This is a genomic window from Butyrivibrio sp. DSM 10294 (assembly GCF_028539135.1).
Taxonomy (GTDB): domain Bacteria; phylum Bacillota; class Clostridia; order Lachnospirales; family Lachnospiraceae; genus Butyrivibrio.
Map to the genome: position 1 here is coordinate 142,098 of NZ_JANSWL010000073.1, position 18,725 is coordinate 160,822.

Genomic DNA, 18,725 nt, shown 5'->3' on the forward strand with positions numbered 1-18,725 from the left:
TGAAAATATGCTATCATGTAAGTGATTATTTCGTTTACATGATAGCTTTTTTGTTATCGTAGTTTTTGGAGGTTTTTATGGATTTTAAAGTAGTAAAAGTATTTAACAGGAGCGTAACTATTGAACTTGATTCCGACAAGATTTTTTGCCAGGATCAGAACTTTGAAGTTTACATAAATAATGATAAGAAGCTGGAATCAGATAGAAATGTGGTAACTGTAGCAGGTCTTTTACCTGATACTGAGTATGAGATCAAGGTAGTTATGAACGGTGAAGAGACGGTTCATACCTTCACTACCAAATATGAGTCAGTGCTTCTTGATGTTACTGCATTTGGCGCAAAAGGCGACGGAGTTACCTGCGACACCGCAGCTATTCAGGCGGCTATCTGCTCCTGCCCCAAGGACGGCACAGTATATCTGCCCAAGGGAGTATATTACTCAACACCTGTTTTTCTTAAGAGTGATATGACTTTCTGGCTGGATGAAGGCGCAGTGCTTCTTGGCGATACCGACAGAAATCATTATCCCATGCTTCCCGGCATGACTCTTTCCACAGATGAAAAGAGCGAGTATAACCTCTCCAGCTGGGAGGGTAACCCTCTTACCAGCTATGCGTCCCTTGTGACTGCAATTGATGCTGAGAACCTGGACATCATCGGTCCCGGAACCATTGACGGCAATGCGGGTAACAGCGACTGGTGGGTTAACGCCAAGGTTAAAAGAGGTGCCTGGAGACCCAATGATCTCTATCTTTGCAGATGCAAAAATGTTAATGTTCAGAACGTAAGAATTCAGAATTCACCCTGCTGGACGGTTCATCCTTATTACAGCGACGATCTGTCCTTCCTTAATCTGTATATTCACAATCCTTCGGATTCACCTAACACCGACGGCCTTGATCCTGAGAGCTGCAGCAATGTCCTGGTTCTCGGAACCGTTATTTCCGTTGGCGATGACTGCATGGCAATTAAGAGCGGCAAATACTACATGGCTCTTGAGCACCACAAGGAGACAGACAACATTCTTATCAGAAACTGCAAGTTCGAAAGAGGCCACGGCAGTGTGACTGTTGGCTCCGAGGCAGCAGGCGGTGTTAGAAATGTCAGGGTTTCGCAGTGCATTTTTGACGGCACGGACAGAGGTCTTAGAATCAAGACAAGACGCGGAAGAGGAGAGAGATCAATCCTTGACGACATCCTCTTTGAGAATATTGATATGACGGGAGTGTTCATGCCTTTTACTGTGAACATGTTCTACTTCTGCGACCCCGACGGTCACAGCGACTATGTTCAGAACCAGGCTCCCGCACCGGTTGATGAGATGACTCCCATTATTGGTTCCATCACCGGCAGAAACATGAAGTGCAAGGGCGTCAGTGCCTGCGTTCTCTGCGCAGTAGGACTCCCCGAGAGACCTATCGGCAAGCTCACCTTCGAGAACGTTGAAGTCGAGTTCCTTCCCGAGGCGGAGCGCACCCCCGTAAGACCCGTCATGATGGACAACTTCGATGAGATGAGCGGCCGCAGCATCTACGCCAAGAACGTTGATAACCTCGTAGTCAACAACATGACTATCGTTGGCAGCGTAGACACCGCTCCGGAACTCATTAATGTGTCAAAGGCAGAGCTCACAGAATTGCAGTATAGATAAGTGGACGGCTCCGGGTGGTAATCTTGGGTGACGGCTCTGCCATTTAGTTGCCTTTATATCAGATCAGGTACTGACTTGTGTAAAAATTCATGTAAACATTCATATATTTGTGGTAAAACGACTGTACATTACGTCTGAATTGCGCTTTCTAAATGGAAAGACGTAGTCCTATTTTTGCTTTACGTCTATAATACTGATTCTGCATATTAGACGTAGTGGTTACAGATATTCAGAGTTATCGGTTACGTCTCGATACTGTTTTTTTATTGTGAGACGTAGTTTGACCTTTTAATAGATGAAGCTATTGTTTATAGCTACGTAATATCGGGGCTTCTTACAAAATAGACGTAAACAAATCTTATAGGACTACGTCAGATATAAAAGCATGACAAATAAGACGTAATGCAAAAATTGGACTACGTCTTATTTTTCTAAATTGAATTATTATACGTAATAATGAGGTACAAAAATGTTAGAAATATATGTTGCTCCTGTAAATGGAGACTTTTCTACTATAACTGAGGCGATTCAGGCTGTTCCCTATGGAGAGGAGGCTGTAATCCGTATTGGGGAAGGGACTTATAGGGAGAAAATTTTCTCTGAGAAAAAGAATATTAGTTTTATTGGAGAAGGGCCGGGGAAGACTGTTTTGGAGTATGGCGATGGAGCCTTTGATGAGATGGCGGATGGTTCCAAAAGAGGGACTTTCAGATCTTATACCGCATTTTTGGGCGGAGAGCGATGTGTTGTTAAGGATATGACCATTAGAAATACTGCAGGAGATGGTCGGACAGCAGGACAGGCGCTGGCAGTATATGCGGATGCGAGGGAGTGTATTTTTGAGAACGTAGATCTGGAAGGCTGTCAGGACACACTGTTCATGGCACCGCTTCCTATGACCGAGAGGCAGAAGAACGGCTTCATGGGACCGAGAGTTATGACAGAGCGTGTTCTTACCAAGCAGTACTACAAGAACTGCCGTATCACCGGAGATGTGGATTTTATCTTCGGCGGAGCAGATGCTGTTTTTGACGACTGCGATATTACCTGCAACAACAGGAATGAAGAGATTAACGGTTACATCACTGCTCCCTGTGGCCTTTCCGGCAACATCGGAATGATATTCAGAAACTGCCGCATCCACGGCGCTGCCGGCTGCAGCGATAATTCCGTATTCCTGGGCCGCCCCTGGAGAGATGAAGCCAAGGCAGTATTCTTAAGCTGCACAATGGATAAGGCTATAGCACCTGAGCGTTTCTCCGGCTGGGGTGCCATCAGCAAAGACCAGCCTGATACATTCTTTGGAGAATATGGCAGTGTCACCGCAAACGGTGATATCATAGACTTATCCCATAAGAACCCCTGGGTCAAAGAAATTGACGAATCCACAGCCCGGGAACTAGGCTCAAAAGCAGACTTTATCATAACAAAGTGCCTGTCACTTTAATTAACTAAAGTGCCTGTCACTTCAACATAATAAAGGATTACGTAATGATGAGAAAAGTTAGAAGAAAACTGGCCGGAGGCAGTGTTTTTGCGCTGATAATGGCGCTGATCCTTATGGCTATAGGCTGCGGAAGGAATGCGCAGAGCGGAAGGATACAGACTACCGCGGATGGGGCATCGGAACTTGTTTCCTTTGAGAGCGCGGTGAACCTAATCGATGATGAGGGGGAGCCCCAACTATCCCAAGGCGACATAGCCTCGGAGGATATATCGGAACCGTCGGCCGCCGAGCCATCGACTACTGAGGCTGCGACTACCGAGACAGCGACTACCGAGGCTGCAACCATCGAAACGATAACTTCGGAAACGACCACTAACACCGCACTTCCCGAAGACGGAACCTACAGCAGCAAAGACGAAGTTGCCCTATACCTTCACACCTACGGCACGCTCCCTTCCAACTTCATAACCAAGAAGGAAGCCAAGAAGCTAGGCTGGACCGGCGGAAGCGTAGAGGACTATGCACCCGGCAAAGCCATCGGCGGTGACTACTTCGGCAACTACGAGGGTCTCCTTCCCGAGGACAAGGAATACCACGAATGTGACATCGACACCCTCGGAAAAAGCAGTCGCGGCGCCAAACGAATCATCTATTCCGATGACGGCTACATCTACTACACCGATGACCACTATGAGAGCTTTGAACTTCTATATGAACCGTAGACAATTGCTGTTTGATAATCAGATAACGCCTATGATACAGGAGGATCATCATGCAGGAAAAAGTATTTTATATCGATATGAGCGAAGTAACCACCAAGGACGAGCTTCAGGATCTCCTTGCAAAAGAGCTTCCTCTTCCCGACTACTACGGCAGAAACCTTGATGCCTTACACGACATCCTGACAGAATCAGCTGAAGGTTGGAATATAATCTTCTATAACACCACAATCGCAGCCCGACTCCTCGGCAAATACTATAACGCCTTAACGAGATTGGCTGAAGAATCCTGTGAAGAAACCGACCAATTAAAAATACGCTTCTACCCATAACAAGGTAGAAGCGTATTTTTACAGTGATTTCGAATGCTGCAGTCCCCAACCGGGAAACCGCTCAAAATTACTTTATTGTCTTCTCAACATTTCAGTATAGGCGAGGATCAGCGGTGCAACACCTTTGGCTTCATTCTCAACTACAGGCTCTGAGAAATAATACTCCAGTGAGCCATCTCTGTGCTGAGGTCCGCCAAGACCTGCCACCAGGCAGATTCCGCCAAGCTTAGGTGAACCGTCTTCGTTGCGGGACAGGTACTTCTCTGTGATTCCGTCGAAGGCCTTCATAGCAACCTCTTCAAATCTCTTGGGAAGATATCCAAGACGCACACCCTTCAAAAGTCCATAGGCGATAAGCGCTGTTCCTGAGGTCTCAAGGTAGTTTCTCTCATCATCTGTCTTGTCCACAACCTGATAGAACATTCCGCTCTCATCCTGGAAAGGAATAAGTGCATCAGCCAGGTTCTTCAGCATTGTCTGCAGATAGCGAAGCTCGTAGTACATTGACTCGTCCATGGCCTCAGCTGTATCAACGAGAGCCACTGTGAACCAGCCAAGAGCTCTTAACCAGAAGTTGGGGCTGCAGCCCGTCTCCTTGTCAGCCCAGTACATCTTACGGCTCTCATCGTAGCCGTGGTAGTAGAGTCCTGTCTTGGCATCCTTCATAAGAGCCTCAACATTCTTGAACTGTCTGAAGGAATCAAGGCAGCCCTGCATCTTGTTGAATCTCTTTTCATATTCCATATAGAAAGGCTGCGCCATATACATTCCATCAAGCCATACCTGGTAGGGATAGATGTTCTTGTGCCAGAAGTTACCGGCCTTGGTGCGGGGCATGGTCTCAAGCTGCGCCCTTACGGTATCCATGGCCTTGCGGTACTTCTCCTTGCCTGTGTATTCATATAATTTAAAAAGGTTCTTGGATGGATTGATGTTATCAAGATTGTACTCAGCAGTGCTGTAAGTCTTGATGGAACCGTCCTCCTGAACGAACCAGCCTACAAAACTGTCGGCAAAATCAAGATACTTTTTGTCCCCTGTCATATCATACAGTGACAGTATGCTGGTGATCATGCATCCGTCTATGTAATTCCACTTGTTGGGCTTACCTCCAAGTACATGTTCAATGTTCCACATAGGATGCTCTGCGTCAGAGTTTGCCAGCAGATAATCAACGTACTCGCTGAGCATTTTGTAGGTTTCTTCTCTTGTCATAATTACCCCGTTTCTATAAAACTATTTTTCCCCGTAGCTATTGTGCTTTATACGTGTAAGCGCTTACATTATAACATAACACCGCAGTATTACAAACCTTTTTTTATTAAGATGACAAAGTCCTTATAATGATGTAGAATTGCGGGAGAAAAACAGATAAGTCTAAAAAGAGGAAATATTTATGGCTAAAAAAACACAGAACATTTATGACGATGTAACAAGGAGAATGCTGGATTTCATCGATGAGAGCCCCAGCTGCTTCCATGTCATCGATAATCTTAAGAAAAAACTTACAAAGGAAGGCTTCAAGGAACTTAAGGAGAGCGAGAACTGGAAGCTTACTCCCGGCAAGTTCTTTGTGACAAGAAACGACTCTTCGATCATTTCCTTCAAGATTCCTAAGAAGGACTTTAGGGGCTTTAACATGATCGCCAGCCACAGCGACTCCCCCTCCTTCAAGATCAAGGAGAACCCGGAGATTGCCGCGGACGGCGCCTATGTTAAATTAAACGTAGAAAAATACGGCGGCATGCTCTGCGCTCAGTGGTTTGACAGACCTCTCTCCGTTGCAGGCAGAGTGATCGTAGCTGACAAAAAAGCCGGCATCAAGACCAAGCTCGTCTACGTGGACAGAGATCTTCTCATGATCCCCGCGCTTGCGATCCACATGAACAGAGAAGCCAACGATGGCTACAAGTACAACGCCCAGGTGGATATGCTTCCGATCATAGGAGATGCCTCCTCCAAGGACAAGCTCTTTGAAATAGTAGCTAAGGCAGCCGGTGTCAAAATAGAAGACATCCTTGGTCATGACCTGTTCCTGTGCAACAGAGTTAAACCCACAGTCTGGGGCGCAAACGAGGAGTTCATCGGAAGCGCAAGACTTGACGATCAGGAGTGTGTATACACCACCTTCGAGGGCTTCCTTGCCGCTGAGCCTACCGATTATTGCAGCGTTCACTGCGTATTCGACAACGAAGAAGTCGGCAGCACCACCAAGCAGGGCGCAGCATCAACCTTCCTTAAGGACACCCTCACCAGGATTAACTACAGCCTTGGCCGCACCTTGGAGGAGTACCACATGGCAGTTGCAGACAGCTTCATGATCTCCGCCGACAACGCCCACGCTGTTCATCCCAATCACGCAGAGAAGGCTGATCCCGTGAACCGTCCCGTTATTAATAAGGGAATTGTTATCAAGTTCCACGCCAACCAGAAATATACAACAGACGCCGTATCCGCAGCCAGATTCAAGGCTCTTTGCAACAAGGCGGGAGTCCCTTACCAGACCTTCACCAACAGATCAGATATGGCCGGCGGCTCAACTCTGGGCAACATTTCCACCCAGCAGGTTGCCGTCAGCACAGTGGATATAGGCCTTGCACAGCTTGCTATGCACTCACCCTACGAGAGCGCGGGAAGCAAGGACCCTGAGTATCTTGCAAGGGTTTCACAAACTTTCTTTGAGAGTTGAAAAACCTGAAGGGTTTCATATATAATGACATCAGTTTTATAGAAAGAGGAACAAATGTAAATGGGTATTTTTGATTTATTCGGGGGTAAAAACAAGGCTGCAGAGGCAGAGGCTGCCGCTGAGAAAGCCGCACTTGAAAAAAAAGAGAAAGAACGTGAGGAGCTTATCAAGGCACATGAGGATCTTACCTGGCCCACAGCCCCAAGGCTCAATCCCGTCAATGTTAAGGACGTTGAAGGTGCTTCCTTTGAAGACACCGTAAGTGATGAGAAGAAGGACGAGATCGGTCCCATGATCTATGAAGAGGACCTGTCACCTGAGTCACTTAAGACTCTGTCCAACCAGGAACTGCTATTCCTTCTGACCGCTCAGGAGGTTTATCACAAGGCATCACCTCTTCCTGAGTTTGAGAAGAACCACAGAAAGGTATATAACGAGCTCCTTAATAGAGTCCGTGATTCCAAGATTCTGTACGTTCTCTACGATGGCGCTACAGGCTATCCTTTCATCGACCACGGCTTTGGTAATGTCTATTTTGAAAAAGAGCTTGCAGAGAGAGGAGCACAGCTTTTCTCCAAGCAGTTCAGAAAGCTCCTTGTAAGAGAGATCAAGGTCGAGAATGAGAACGATCCCACAGGACAGAAGAGAGGCTTCTTTGACTATCTGTATTACATCGGTATAGAGAACCTCTTTGTGGATAACGGAGCATACAGAGCAAGATTCAAGAGAAATGAGATCGTTGCTGCACCCGGCGACTGGAACGCAGAGGCAAGTAAGGACAACGCACCGGTTAATCCCGGACTTAGCTTTGCAATGCTGGATTTCCTCGGAGAGCTCAGATGGCCCGTTAATTATGAGAAGAGAGCTGAGGTTCTTAAGGCCAAGGAAATGAGAATGCTCTCACTTGTCAGGAGTTCTCAGTTCATCGTACCTATGCAGCATGAGGGCCCCGTTGAGGTCCTTGAAGATGGCAAGATGAAGTTCAACAAGGACACCAAGATAAGATTTCTTGTTATGAAGACACCTGATGACAAGCAGTATCTGCCTATCTTCACAGATATGATCGAATTCTCCAAGAAGCCTCAGGACGAAGTATGGAACGCAGCAGTATTCACCTATCAGGATATACTCAAGTTCGTTGCTGACAAGGACGGAATCCGCATCAATCCTCATGGCCAGCAGATCATCATTCCCAAGGACAAGATGATGCTCCTTGAGATGGCAGGCCACCAGGCAGATGTCATGAACAAGAAAAAGGGCGCAGGAAGACCTGTTTCCGCAGCCAACCAGTCCGAGGAAGCAATGGTCAAAAAAGCTCTCGACCAGGCAATGACAAGGCTCAACGAGAAGAGAAACGAAGAAGAATTCGAGGAGCCAAAAGAATAATATAATACAATATATAACTTGTTTGTTAACGGATATTAGTCTACAATATAAGATGTAGACCAATATCCGTTTTCCTTTTTCTTGGAGTAAACAAGTATGTTTGACAGAATAATCGGTAGATATCTGCTGGAGCAGAATCTGATCAATAAATTACAACTTTCCCAGGTTTATCAATTGCAGGAGGCCAACAGGGCCAAATTGGGTGTTATCGCCGTTTCCGAGAAGCTCATGACCATAGCACAGGCAGAGCAGGTCAATGCTCTTCAGGCAACTATGGACAAACGTTTCGGTGACATTGCCATCGAGAAGGGGTATCTTACCGAAACTCAGGTTGGACGCCTTTTGGAGCTGCAGGGCAACGGCTATCTTGCTTTTGTGCAGGCCCTTGTGGATACAAATTATCTGCCTCTTGAACAGATTTATGAGGCGGAGATGAATTTTCAGAAGGCTAATGGCTTTACGGAGTCTGATATGGCTGCCCTCAAGACCGGTGACGTGGCCAAGATAGTTCCGATTTTTGTAAATACCGAGAATCCTCTGTACCGCCAGATGTTCGCCATGGGCATCAAGAACATGTACAGATTGGTGGATTCCCATGTTTATGTCGGAAAGGCCTATAAAGTAAGAAGCTTCAAGGAAGAGGTTATGGGCTTCCAGAAGCTCCACGGAGATCAGAAAGCCACAGTTGCCATTACCGGTAAATATGAAGATGTCCAGAGGATGGCAGTTGCCTACACCAAGGAGGAGTTCATCGAGACCAGAGAGGATGCCCTGGACGCTGTCTGTGAGCTGATCAACTGTATCAACGGTCTCTATGCCACGGAGCAGAGCTGGAACGATAGCAAAATAGAGCTGGAGCCCCCTGAGTTCAAGGTATCCTTCAGCGAGGCCAGCTGCGACGAGATCTGGGTAATGCCGGTATACATCTGTCAGGGAGAGGTCAAGTATATGATCGCAATCTCCGAGAACATGCGAATTAGTTAATGAGCGGGGTGAATATATGAAGAACGTACTTATTGTAGACGATTCAAGAACTTCCAGAAGAATACTTAAGGATATATTGGAAAGAGCAGGTTATGCCATCGCAGGCGAAGCCGTTAACGGTCAGGAGGGCTTTGATGAATTTGTTAAGCTTAAACCCGACATAGTTACCCTTGATATCACAATGCCTGTTATGGACGGTATAGATTGCCTCAAGCTCATCAAAAGAAACAGCCCCGATGCCAAGGTTGTCATGATAACCGCAGCGGGTCAGAAGGAAAAAATGATGGAGGCCGTTAAACTTGGAGCCGCGGAGTTCGTATCCAAGCCCTTCGTTGAGGAGACCGTCATAGAGGCCCTGAAACACTGCTGATTCCATCCGTGTACCGACAAAAAATGCCTTCAAAAGCCAACTTCCCAAATGACAGGAGGTTGGCTTTTTTATATAATGATTAGTGGAGGGCGACGTAAATGAACAGAAAAGTACTGATTACAGGAGCATCAAGAGGAATAGGAAGCGCTGTGGCAGAGGCTTTTGCAGGGGCTGGAGACGAACTGTATCTGACCTGCAGGGAGAACATCGACATGCTCTGCGAGCTTAAGGCTTCTCTTGAGGATAAATACGGCGTTACCTGTCACGCCATATCCTGTGACATGGGGGATTATGGCGATGTGGCAGGCATGTTCGAAGAGATAGATGATCTTGATATAGTGGTTAATAATGCAGGTATCGCATGGCTTGGCCTTTTGACAGATATGACTCCAACGCAGTGGCAGCGCCTCATGGATACCAATCTCAATTCTTTATTCTATACATCCAAATTTGCAGTTCCTATGATGGTAAAAAAGAAATCCGGACGGATTATCAATATTTCCTCAGTATGGGGAAGTGTCGGAGCATCCTGCGAGGTGGCTTATTCTGCCTCCAAGGGCGGAGTCAACGCTTTTACCAAAGCACTGGCCAAAGAGCTTGCCCCAAGCGGCATCACCGTCAACGCCATAGCCTGTGGAGTCATTGACACAGACATGAACAGGAAACACCTGACAGAGGGAGACCTTCAGGACCTTAAGGGAGAGATTCCCGCAGACAGACTGGGAGCGCCTAAAGAGGTGGCTGACCTTGTGCTCAAAGTAGCAGAGGCTCCTTCCTATATGACAGGTCAGATAATCACCATAGACGGTGGATGGATCTGATGATATAGGGATTCAAAGTCATGGAGCAATTCGTATATCATCATTTAATAAAAGGACTTTACAAAATACAAATAATGAATATAATTAAATTGTGTACAATCTAAAACACTTTTTCACAAGGAGGTATTTATGTACGATCTTATAATCATTGGTTCAGGTCCTGCCGGTCTTTCAGCTGCAGTATATGCCAAGAGAGCCGGCCTTAATATGATAATCATAGAGAAGAACCCCGTCAGCGGAGGACAGATAATCGACACCTATGAGGTCGACAACTATCTCGGAATCCCGGGAGTTAACGGCTTTGACCTTGCAATGAAGTTCAGAGAACACGCCGACAAGCTCGGAGCTGAGTTTGTGGATGCCACTGTATCAGGTGTTGAGTGCGTAAGAGAGGCAACGGATACTCAGGCACCTGTCTATAAAGTCAAGACAGATAACGGCGATTATGAAGGACATACTGTTCTTCTTGCAACAGGAGCACATCATTCCAAACTGGGCATTCCCGGCGAGGAGGAATACATCGGCAAGGGCGTATCCTACTGCGCAACCTGCGACGGCGCTTTTTACAAGGGCAAGGTTACAGCGGTTAACGGCGGCGGAGACGTGGCTGTTGAGGATGCAATCTTCCTTTCCAGATTCTCCAGCAAGGTATACCTTATTCATAGAAGAGATGAGCTAAGAGCTACCAAGATACTTCAGGATGAGCTCTTTGGCATAGATAACATAGAGGTTATCTGGGACAGTGTTGTTAAGGAGATCAAGGGTGAGGACAAGGTTACAACCTTAAGTGTTCAGAATGTTAAGTCAGGCGACGAATCCGAACTTAATGTAGATGGTATATTTGTTGCCATCGGAATTCATCCGTCCACAGATCTTTTTGCAGCCCTTGTAAAATGTGATGAAAATGGATACGTAATTGCGAATGAAGACGGAATTACTTCTGCACCCGGAATTTTTGTTGCAGGAGATTCCAGAAAAAAGAGATTAAGACAAATTGTCACAGCAGTCGCAGATGGCGCAAATGCAGTGACCGCCGTTCAGGATTTCCTCGTCGGCAAGGAGAAATAAATTTACAAAGGTCTAAAATAAATGAACTGAATTTTGTAACGAAAAGGTTTGAGAAGTGGTGAATTTATCGGTATTTCGCCACTTCTTAAATTAGTTTAGGGTTGACAAAAAAACATAATTAGTTTATATTTTTTTAAGATGTAACAAATTCCGTAACATTTTAGGAGGTAAGTTTTGAGTAAAGCGAGAATGCAGCTGATCGCTATGGCTATTACAGCTGCGGTAACTTTTTCAGGCTACAGTGTAGACGCTATTGCTGCATCAAATAAGAAGGTTACAACGGTTATGCCCCAGGCAGGAATTACTTATGCAATGGGTAACAATCAGGTTTCAGTCAGCAACCTTCAGCAGTCGGTAGACGAAGATAATGAGAATAATACAGGCGCAGGTAACAAGGCTTCATCTGATATAGTAGAATCTTCTGATGCTATCAAGGATGTAACACCCAGTGCTTCAACCGTTACAGATAAGGTTTTATCAGATATTCAGAACGCAACAGGAGCTATTATCAAGAACACTGCCAAGAATGCAGAGGCAGCATCCGAGGATGCTTCCCGGTCAGAGGAAGAGCGTTTCAAGTCATTGGTTATTGCCAAGGTTTATGACTATGTTAACGTAAGAGATCTTCCCAGCGAGCAGGACGGCAAGATCATTGGTAAGCTTTATGATAAGTCCGTAGGTACTTTTATTGAAGAGACAGATGGCTGGTACAAGATCAAGTCCGGTTCCGTTGAGGGCTATGTCAAGGCTGAGTACTGTGTAACAGGTGACGACGCCGTTGAGCTTGCCAAGGAAGTTGGCACCAGAATCGCAACCGTTACCACCACCACTCTTAAGGTAAGAAGTGGCCCCGGTCTTGATGAGACAGTACTTGGTCTCGTTCCCATCGAGGACGAACTTGTGGTAGTAGAAGAACTTGACGGTTGGGTCAAGGTTAACATCGAGGAAGGTGACGGATATGTTTCAACTGACTACGTTACCCTTTCCACAGAGTTTGTAGAGGCTGAGTCCAAGGAAGAAGAGGAAGCAAGACTTGCCAAGGAGAAGGCAGCAAGAGAGGCCGCTCAGAAGGCAGCCAAGTCCGGTACTTCCAAGTCCTCCTCCAGCTCCAACTACAATTCAGCTCAGACCTATACAACACAGAGCAGCTCCATCGGTTCAGCTGTTGCTCAGTTTGCACTTCAGTTTGTTGGTAATCCTTATGTATATGGTGGAACCAGTCTTACCAACGGCGCTGACTGTTCAGGATTTGTAATGAGTGTTTACAACAACTTCGGTGTAAGCCTTCCTCATTCCTCAGGTGCTGACAGAAGCGTTGGAGCAGCTGTAGACGGACTTGCCAATGCACAGCCCGGCGATATCATCTGCTACTCAGGTCACGTTGCTATCTACATCGGTAACGGCCAGATCGTACATGCATCAACAGCCAAGACAGGTATCAAGGTATCTGATGCAAGCTACAGATCAATCCTTGCAGTAAGACGTATCTTCTAATTAAATTAGACATGCTAAAGAGACATAGACATTCATCGTGGGAGTCTACTCACTGAGGTGAATGGATATGTCTCTTTTTTATACGGTGCATATTTGCCACTGCTTGACCCTATAGGGTATAATGAGATGTTGTCGGAATACTGACATCTGATACTAGTAATTTCGGGAGAGTTATAAATGTCTAAGAAGTTAAACGGAACAGTTATCGTAACCTACAGATGTAATGCCCGCTGCAATATGTGCAACAGGTACAAGGCACCTTCAGATCCTAAGGATGAGATATCCATTGAGACTATAAAGAAGCTTCCGCCCATGTACTTTACCAACATAACCGGCGGAGAACCCTTTATCCGTGAGGATATTAAGGACATCGTAAGAGAACTTCGCAAAAAGAGCGACAGAATAGTAATATCCACCAACGGCTTTTTTACAGATAAGATAATAGATCTGTGCAAGGAGTTTCCTGATATCGGTATCAGAATCTCCATCGAGGGACTTGAGCAGACCAACAATGAGATAAGAGGTCTTCCCGACGGCTTTAACAAGGGTTATACAACTCTTAAGAAGCTCCGCGAGATGGGAATGAAGGATGTTGGCTTTGGAATGACAGTTCAGGACAGAAATGCTCCGGACCTGTGCGAGCTCTACAAGCTCTCCGATGAGCTTGGAATGGAATTTGCAACAGCTTCACTCCACAACAGCTTCTATTTTGTTGAGGCCAAGAATATCATCCATGACAGACCAATGGTCGCTCAGCACTTTGAGGACCTTGTAAATATGCTCCTTAAGTCTAACAGCCCCAAGAAGTGGTTCAGAGCGTATTTCAATCACGGACTTATTAACTATATCTACGGACAGAAGAGACTTCTTCCCTGCGATATGAGTTTTGATACCTTCTTTATCGACCCCTACGGCGATGTAATGCCCTGCAACGGAACCAAGGACAAGGAGGTTATGGGCAACCTCAACGAGCAGTCCTGGGATGAGCTCTGGAACTCCGATCAGGCAGAGGTTGTCAGGAAAAAAGTAAGACACTGCGACAGAGACTGCTGGATGATCGGTTCGGTATCTCCCGCAATGCACAAATATATATGGGTTCCCGCCCTTTGGGTCATCAGACACAAATTCAAGGCTCTGTTTACCAAGAAGCCTTATTCAATGTATGAGCTCAAGGTCGTAAGGGACTACCGCGACGGCAAGGTTACCAAGGAAGAACTTGATAAATGCAGCACCTGCGATATGTGCGCAGTTGTAAATGACGGACTAAAAAAATGATCTGGGAAGAAGAACATGAATAACAGCAGTAAAGTAGCATACCCCAAAAGAAGAGTGTTTATAATAGATGAGCTGGCTTTGATTCTGGCTTTCTTTACTGCGCTTGTCATAAGATATCGCAGCAATGTGGTCAACTGGAAGCAGTTCTATGACGGACTGTACATATCCTTCCTGGTGGTTTTATTCCTGCTACAGATAATTATCTTCCTCCTCTATGATCTGAGGAAAAAGTCCATGTACCTTATGGACCCTGTGGAGAACTTTTTTACCGTAGCCAAGGGCAAGATCCTTCTGATAGCACTGGGACTTTTGTATCTGTATTCTGTGCAGAGAGGCACAGAATCCTCAAGATTTGTTGTGGCAGCCATTCCTCTTATAGACATTGTTTACGATTTTATTTTCAGAATGCTTTTGAAAAAGCAATATTTTGCAAAGGCAACCACTGAGGAAAAATGCAGAACCTACCACGTCTTCAGGCCTTACCCCTCTGTGGAGGATATTACAAGTGCTTTTGCCAAAGGAGACTATGATGAGCTGCTGATCCACGATGCAGACAGTGATAACGAGGAAGCCGCGGAGCAGATCATTGCAGCCGCCGAGGCAGCAGGCATCAGAGCCTACGTGAATATGAACACTCTCGGCTACAGCGTAAGATCCGGCATTGCCACTGATATTGATGATTATGCGGCGATTCCCGTCAGCGTAAGAAAAGAGAAATTCAACCTTTTTGGCATAGAGTATTCCATCGCCAGATGTGAGGAAGCGGTCTTGCATGTCATGAGGCATGTCAAAGAGCTCTCCGGTGAATATATCTGTTTTTCCAACGTGCACACCTGTGTAATGGGCAAGGACGATCCGGAGTACAGACAGGTTCTTAACGATGCGGCCTTTGTGTTCCCTGACGGAGCACCTATAGCCAAGCTTCAGCAGAGGAAGGGCTATATCGGCGCAGAGCGCGTGGCCGGTCCTGATTTTATGGAGCACATATTCAGAGACTCCTGTGACGGCAAGATAACCCATTACTTCTACGGCGCTTCCGAGAACACTATAGAAGAGCTCAAGAAGAGCCTGGCAGAGAAGTATCCGGGAATGGTGGTAAAAGGTTATTATTCACCTCCCTTCAAGCCTCTTACCAAGGAGGAGGACGAGGAAGATGTAAGGCGCATCAATGAATCCGGCGCCGATATTGTATGGATAGGTCTTGGTGCTCCCAAGCAGGAGAAGTGGATGAAGGCTCACAGGGGAAGAGTCAATGGAGTTATGATGGGAGTTGGAGCAGGCTTCGATTTCCATGCCGGTACAATCAAGAGAGCTCCGGTCTTTATTCGCAAGATTGGACTTGAGTGGCTCTACAGGCTGTTTCAGGATCCTAAGAGACTTATCGGGAGATATTTTGTTACCAATTTGAAATTTATCTGTTATTTAACTATCGACAGAATTTTTCACAGGGGATGATTCGGGGAGAAATATGACTTTTTTTTCTGAGGAAAATATGGATAAAAGGGCAAAAATAGGAGAAGGCATATACCTTCTCTATTTTGCTGTTATGATAGGCGCAAGGGCTGCGGGACTCTATGAAGGCATGACAGTGTACAATATTCTGCTGGCTCTTGGGCTGCTATTGTTTGGCGTCAAGTTCGTGGTAACAGCGAGCAGTATTAAGGAATACGCTGGCGCAGCTCTCCTTCTTGGCGTAGCCGGCGTTGTGTATCTGTTTACCGGTGAAAAGGGACTCATTGTCTGCTTCTCCATGCTTCTTGGAATGAAGCTTGTGTCCGTCAAGAAGGTCATAGTCACAGGTATCGCCGTATCAGGGACTCTGATCATAGGTAAGATCCTCTGCGGAGTAACAGGGCTCCTTCCTGAGATTTATTACCCCCAGGAGAGAAGCGGCGTGGGCCTTATGTTCAGACATGCTCTTGGCTATGCCCATCCCAATACGCTTCACATGAATGTGCTGATGCTCAGCATGCTGGTCATGTTCTTTGTAAGTAAATATGTGGCCAAAAAGAATGTAAAGTTTCTTCTTATTTTTTCCATCCTTGTTCTGGCCTTTAATCTCTATGTATTTAACTACTCCGGGAGCAGAACCGGAATCCTGGCCTGCGTAGTGTACCTTGTTATAAATTTCTGGTTCAGTATGCGCCAAAGACCGGGGCTCTTGGAGAAGATCCTGTGCTATATCGCCTACCCTGCGGTGTGCTTCATTTGCATAGCAGGCCCCAGGATACTTCCATGGAGCATTTTTGAACTAGTGGATCAGAAGATATTCACCACGAGATTTACCATCGCCAGATACTTCTGGGAGAATAATCATTTATCACTCTTTGGAATCAGACTTAACAATCCCAATCCCAGGTATGCCACCTACGGAATAGACATGGCTCAGCTCTATCTGTTCCTGCAGCTGGGACTTGTTGCTTTTGCGGTTATCAGCGTGATCACCATGCTGTTTGTTCATCTGAGTCTCAAAAAGGGCAATATGCAGGAACTTGCTGTACTTATGGGAATGCTGTGCCTTGGCATCTGGGAGCCTCTTTTGTATAACCTGGGCTTTAAGAACTTCATCTATGTTTTTATGGGAGCTCTTTTTTACGGACTTATGGGCATGGCAAAAGAGGATGAGACTGCCCTTGATGGCGCTGATTCCCGTACTGTCAGACTTACAAGGCTAATGATGAAGGCAATTGCTTGTGGAATAGCTGCGGGAGTAGCGATATTTTTTGCCTGTATGTTATTTACAACTGTGCCCGGTAATCTGTACGGAGACAGGCAGCAGGATGAGAGCGGCAAGAGCTTCGAGATGCAGGAGATATATCTGTCCGAGGAAGAGGTATCTGACCTTAGGGCAGACGGAGCCATAATTGTCGGATATAAGAACAGTTCCACACCTATGTACGAATACGGCCCACAGATTGCCAAGATGGAGTATGACAAGAGAATCCTTAGCACAGGAGTGTGGGGAGGCGTCATAGTAGCGGCAATATATGTGATGTGCTATACTATTTTGGATAATCAAAGTAAAAGGAACAGGCAATGAATCAAAAAAATAAAGTGCTGCAGACCTATGCGCTATGGATCATAGATATGCTCTGTATCGTGATAACGTATTGTTTTGCAACATGGTTAAGATATCGGAATAATAACGACTGGGGAAACAAGACCCTGCATTATATGGTATGTCTTGTGTTCCTCCTATTTTGCGTTGTATATACTTTCCTCGCTGACTGGAACAGGGACTTTATAACCAGGGGATATATCCTCGAGTTTATCTCGGTGGTGAGGTTCATGGCACTGATGATACTGGTGTCCATGGCGGCGGTTTATTTCCTTAACTGGATCAGCATTCTCTCCAGATTTGTTGTGGGTAACTTCATCTGGATGAACATTCTTCTGACCTATATATCCAGGATCATTTTCAAGAATGCCCTGAGAAAACACATCTCCAACGATGCAAGAGTCACAAGAGTAGTGGTTGTTGCTGAAAAGGAGCTTATTGAGGACACTATCAAAAAACTTGTGGGTAGGAGCAAGGGTCTTGGCTACAAGATAGTAAGAGCCTACTATGTCGAGGATGAGAACAGTAGCGAGACCGCAGGAAGTGACAACGAAGACTGGTATGTGGAGAACGTTCACGTCCACAGAGGAATCGAGAATCTTACTTCCAGACTTATCACAGACCCTTTTGACGAGGTATTTATCAATACCCCCAGCATTCCCCAGAGTCAGATTCAGGACATTATCATTGGTTTTGAGGAAATGGGAATCACCTCCCATTACAATCTCGAGCTCCCCGATGTCAGCAAGGCCGTGACTCAGGTGGATGACTTCCTTGATTACACAGTTATCAGCTACTCAATGTTTAAGAGTAGTTACAAGAGACTCTTTATAAAAAGGATAGTCGACATTATCGGCGGTATTGTAGGACTGATCCTCACCGGCATCATCACGATCTTCCTGGCACCGGCGATCAAGCTGGATTCCCCGGGACCTGTATTTTTCTCACAGGTCAGGATCGGCAAGAACGGAAGGCGCTTCAAAATCTACAAGTTCAGATCCATGTACATAGACGCCGAGGAGAGGAAAAAAGAACTGGAAGCCCAGAATGAGATGAAGGGCCTTATGTTCAAGATGGAGAACGACCCAAGAGTTACCAAGGTGGGAGCCTTCATCAGAAAGACCAGTCTTGATGAGTTCCCGCAGTTTCTCAATGTCCTTAAGGGCGACATGAGCCTTGTGGGCACCAGACCACCCACAGAGGCTGAGTTCAAGCAGTACAACGAGCATTATAGAAGAAGACTCTCCATGACACCGGGACTTACCGGCTTGTGGCAGATCAGCGGCAGAAGCGACATCGAGGACTTCGATGAAGTGGTTAAGCTTGATCTTAAATATATAGATAACTGGAGCCTTACGGAGGATTTCAAGATCCTTATCATGACCGTGGGCGTTGTCCTTTTCGGTAAGGGCGCAAAGTAAAGGAGAAAT

At 46.0% G+C, this 18,725-nt stretch carries 16 protein-coding genes; 15 read left to right on the top strand and 1 reads right to left on the bottom strand.

Translation table 11 applies throughout. From position 1 onward, the window contains the following. Positions 1 to 77: 77 nt before the first annotated feature. The 4 genes from NXH67_RS08825 to NXH67_RS08840 all read left to right on the top strand — a co-directional run bounded on the left by NXH67_RS08825 (position 78) and on the right by NXH67_RS08840 (position 4,150). A complete protein-coding gene (locus tag NXH67_RS08825; RefSeq protein WP_022777605.1) occupies positions 78 to 1,652 on the top strand; it encodes a glycoside hydrolase family 28 protein in 1,575 nt (524 codons plus the stop codon). Positions 1,653 to 2,121: 469 nt separating this feature from the next. Continuing rightward, the gene (locus NXH67_RS08830) at positions 2,122 to 3,099 is read left to right on the top strand and encodes a pectinesterase family protein (protein WP_272797152.1); all 978 of its coding nucleotides are present in this window, start codon (positions 2,122 to 2,124) and stop codon (positions 3,097 to 3,099) included. A gap of 44 nt (positions 3,100 to 3,143) precedes the next feature. After that, positions 3,144 to 3,821, top strand: a complete 678-nt coding sequence (locus NXH67_RS08835; RefSeq protein ID WP_272797153.1) for a ribonuclease domain-containing protein — start codon at positions 3,144 to 3,146, stop codon at positions 3,819 to 3,821. A 50-nt stretch (positions 3,822 to 3,871) separates the two neighbouring features. After that, entirely contained in the window at positions 3,872 to 4,150 is a 279-nt protein-coding gene (locus NXH67_RS08840) for a barstar family protein (RefSeq protein ID WP_022780016.1), read from the top strand. A 72-nt stretch (positions 4,151 to 4,222) separates the two neighbouring features. Here NXH67_RS08840 and NXH67_RS08845 read toward each other — a convergent pair whose 3' ends face one another. Beyond that, complete coding sequence (locus NXH67_RS08845) at positions 4,223 to 5,365, bottom strand: glycoside hydrolase family 88/105 protein (RefSeq protein WP_022780017.1); 1,143 nt, start codon at positions 5,363 to 5,365, stop codon at positions 4,223 to 4,225. Positions 5,366 to 5,546: 181 nt separating this feature from the next. Here NXH67_RS08845 and NXH67_RS08850 point away from each other — a divergent pair, with 181 nt between their 5' ends. The 11 genes from NXH67_RS08850 (at position 5,547) to NXH67_RS08900 (ending at position 18,716) form a co-directional block, all read left to right on the top strand. Beyond that, the gene (locus tag NXH67_RS08850) at positions 5,547 to 6,839 is read left to right on the top strand and encodes a M18 family aminopeptidase (protein WP_272797154.1); all 1,293 of its coding nucleotides are present in this window, start codon (positions 5,547 to 5,549) and stop codon (positions 6,837 to 6,839) included. 60 nt (positions 6,840 to 6,899) lie between these two features. Then, positions 6,900 to 8,225, top strand: coding sequence for an SseB family protein (locus NXH67_RS08855; RefSeq protein ID WP_022780019.1), 1,326 nt, complete (start codon positions 6,900 to 6,902; stop codon positions 8,223 to 8,225). Between the two features lie 96 nt (positions 8,226 to 8,321). Next, complete coding sequence (locus NXH67_RS08860; RefSeq protein ID WP_272797155.1) at positions 8,322 to 9,209, top strand: chemotaxis protein CheX; 888 nt, start codon at positions 8,322 to 8,324, stop codon at positions 9,207 to 9,209. Positions 9,210 to 9,225: 16 nt separating this feature from the next. After that, positions 9,226 to 9,579 (top strand): response regulator, encoded by a 354-nt coding sequence (locus NXH67_RS08865; RefSeq protein WP_022780021.1) that lies wholly within the window; start codon positions 9,226 to 9,228, stop codon positions 9,577 to 9,579. 98 nt (positions 9,580 to 9,677) lie between these two features. Next, entirely contained in the window at positions 9,678 to 10,400 is a 723-nt protein-coding gene (ymfI, locus tag NXH67_RS08870; RefSeq protein WP_272797156.1) for an elongation factor P 5-aminopentanone reductase, read from the top strand. Between the two features lie 129 nt (positions 10,401 to 10,529). After that, a complete protein-coding gene (gene trxB, locus NXH67_RS08875; RefSeq protein WP_272797157.1) occupies positions 10,530 to 11,468 on the top strand; it encodes a thioredoxin-disulfide reductase in 939 nt (312 codons plus the stop codon). A gap of 174 nt (positions 11,469 to 11,642) precedes the next feature. Then, positions 11,643 to 12,962: a C40 family peptidase gene (locus tag NXH67_RS08880; protein ID WP_272797158.1), complete on the top strand. Its 1,320-nt coding sequence runs from the start codon at positions 11,643 to 11,645 to the stop codon at positions 12,960 to 12,962. Positions 12,963 to 13,139: 177 nt separating this feature from the next. Then, positions 13,140 to 14,237, top strand: coding sequence for a radical SAM protein (locus NXH67_RS08885; protein ID WP_022779806.1), 1,098 nt, complete (start codon positions 13,140 to 13,142; stop codon positions 14,235 to 14,237). Positions 14,238 to 14,252: 15 nt separating this feature from the next. Then, a complete protein-coding gene (locus NXH67_RS08890; protein ID WP_272797159.1) occupies positions 14,253 to 15,692 on the top strand; it encodes a WecB/TagA/CpsF family glycosyltransferase in 1,440 nt (479 codons plus the stop codon). Positions 15,693 to 15,729: 37 nt separating this feature from the next. Then, a complete protein-coding gene (locus NXH67_RS08895) occupies positions 15,730 to 17,277 on the top strand; it encodes an O-antigen ligase family protein (protein ID WP_272797160.1) in 1,548 nt (515 codons plus the stop codon). Then, the gene (locus tag NXH67_RS08900) at positions 17,274 to 18,716 is read left to right on the top strand and encodes a sugar transferase (RefSeq protein WP_272797161.1); all 1,443 of its coding nucleotides are present in this window, start codon (positions 17,274 to 17,276) and stop codon (positions 18,714 to 18,716) included. Before NXH67_RS08895 ends, NXH67_RS08900 begins: the two co-directional genes overlap by 4 nt. The last annotated feature ends 9 nt before the right edge of the window (positions 18,717 to 18,725 follow it).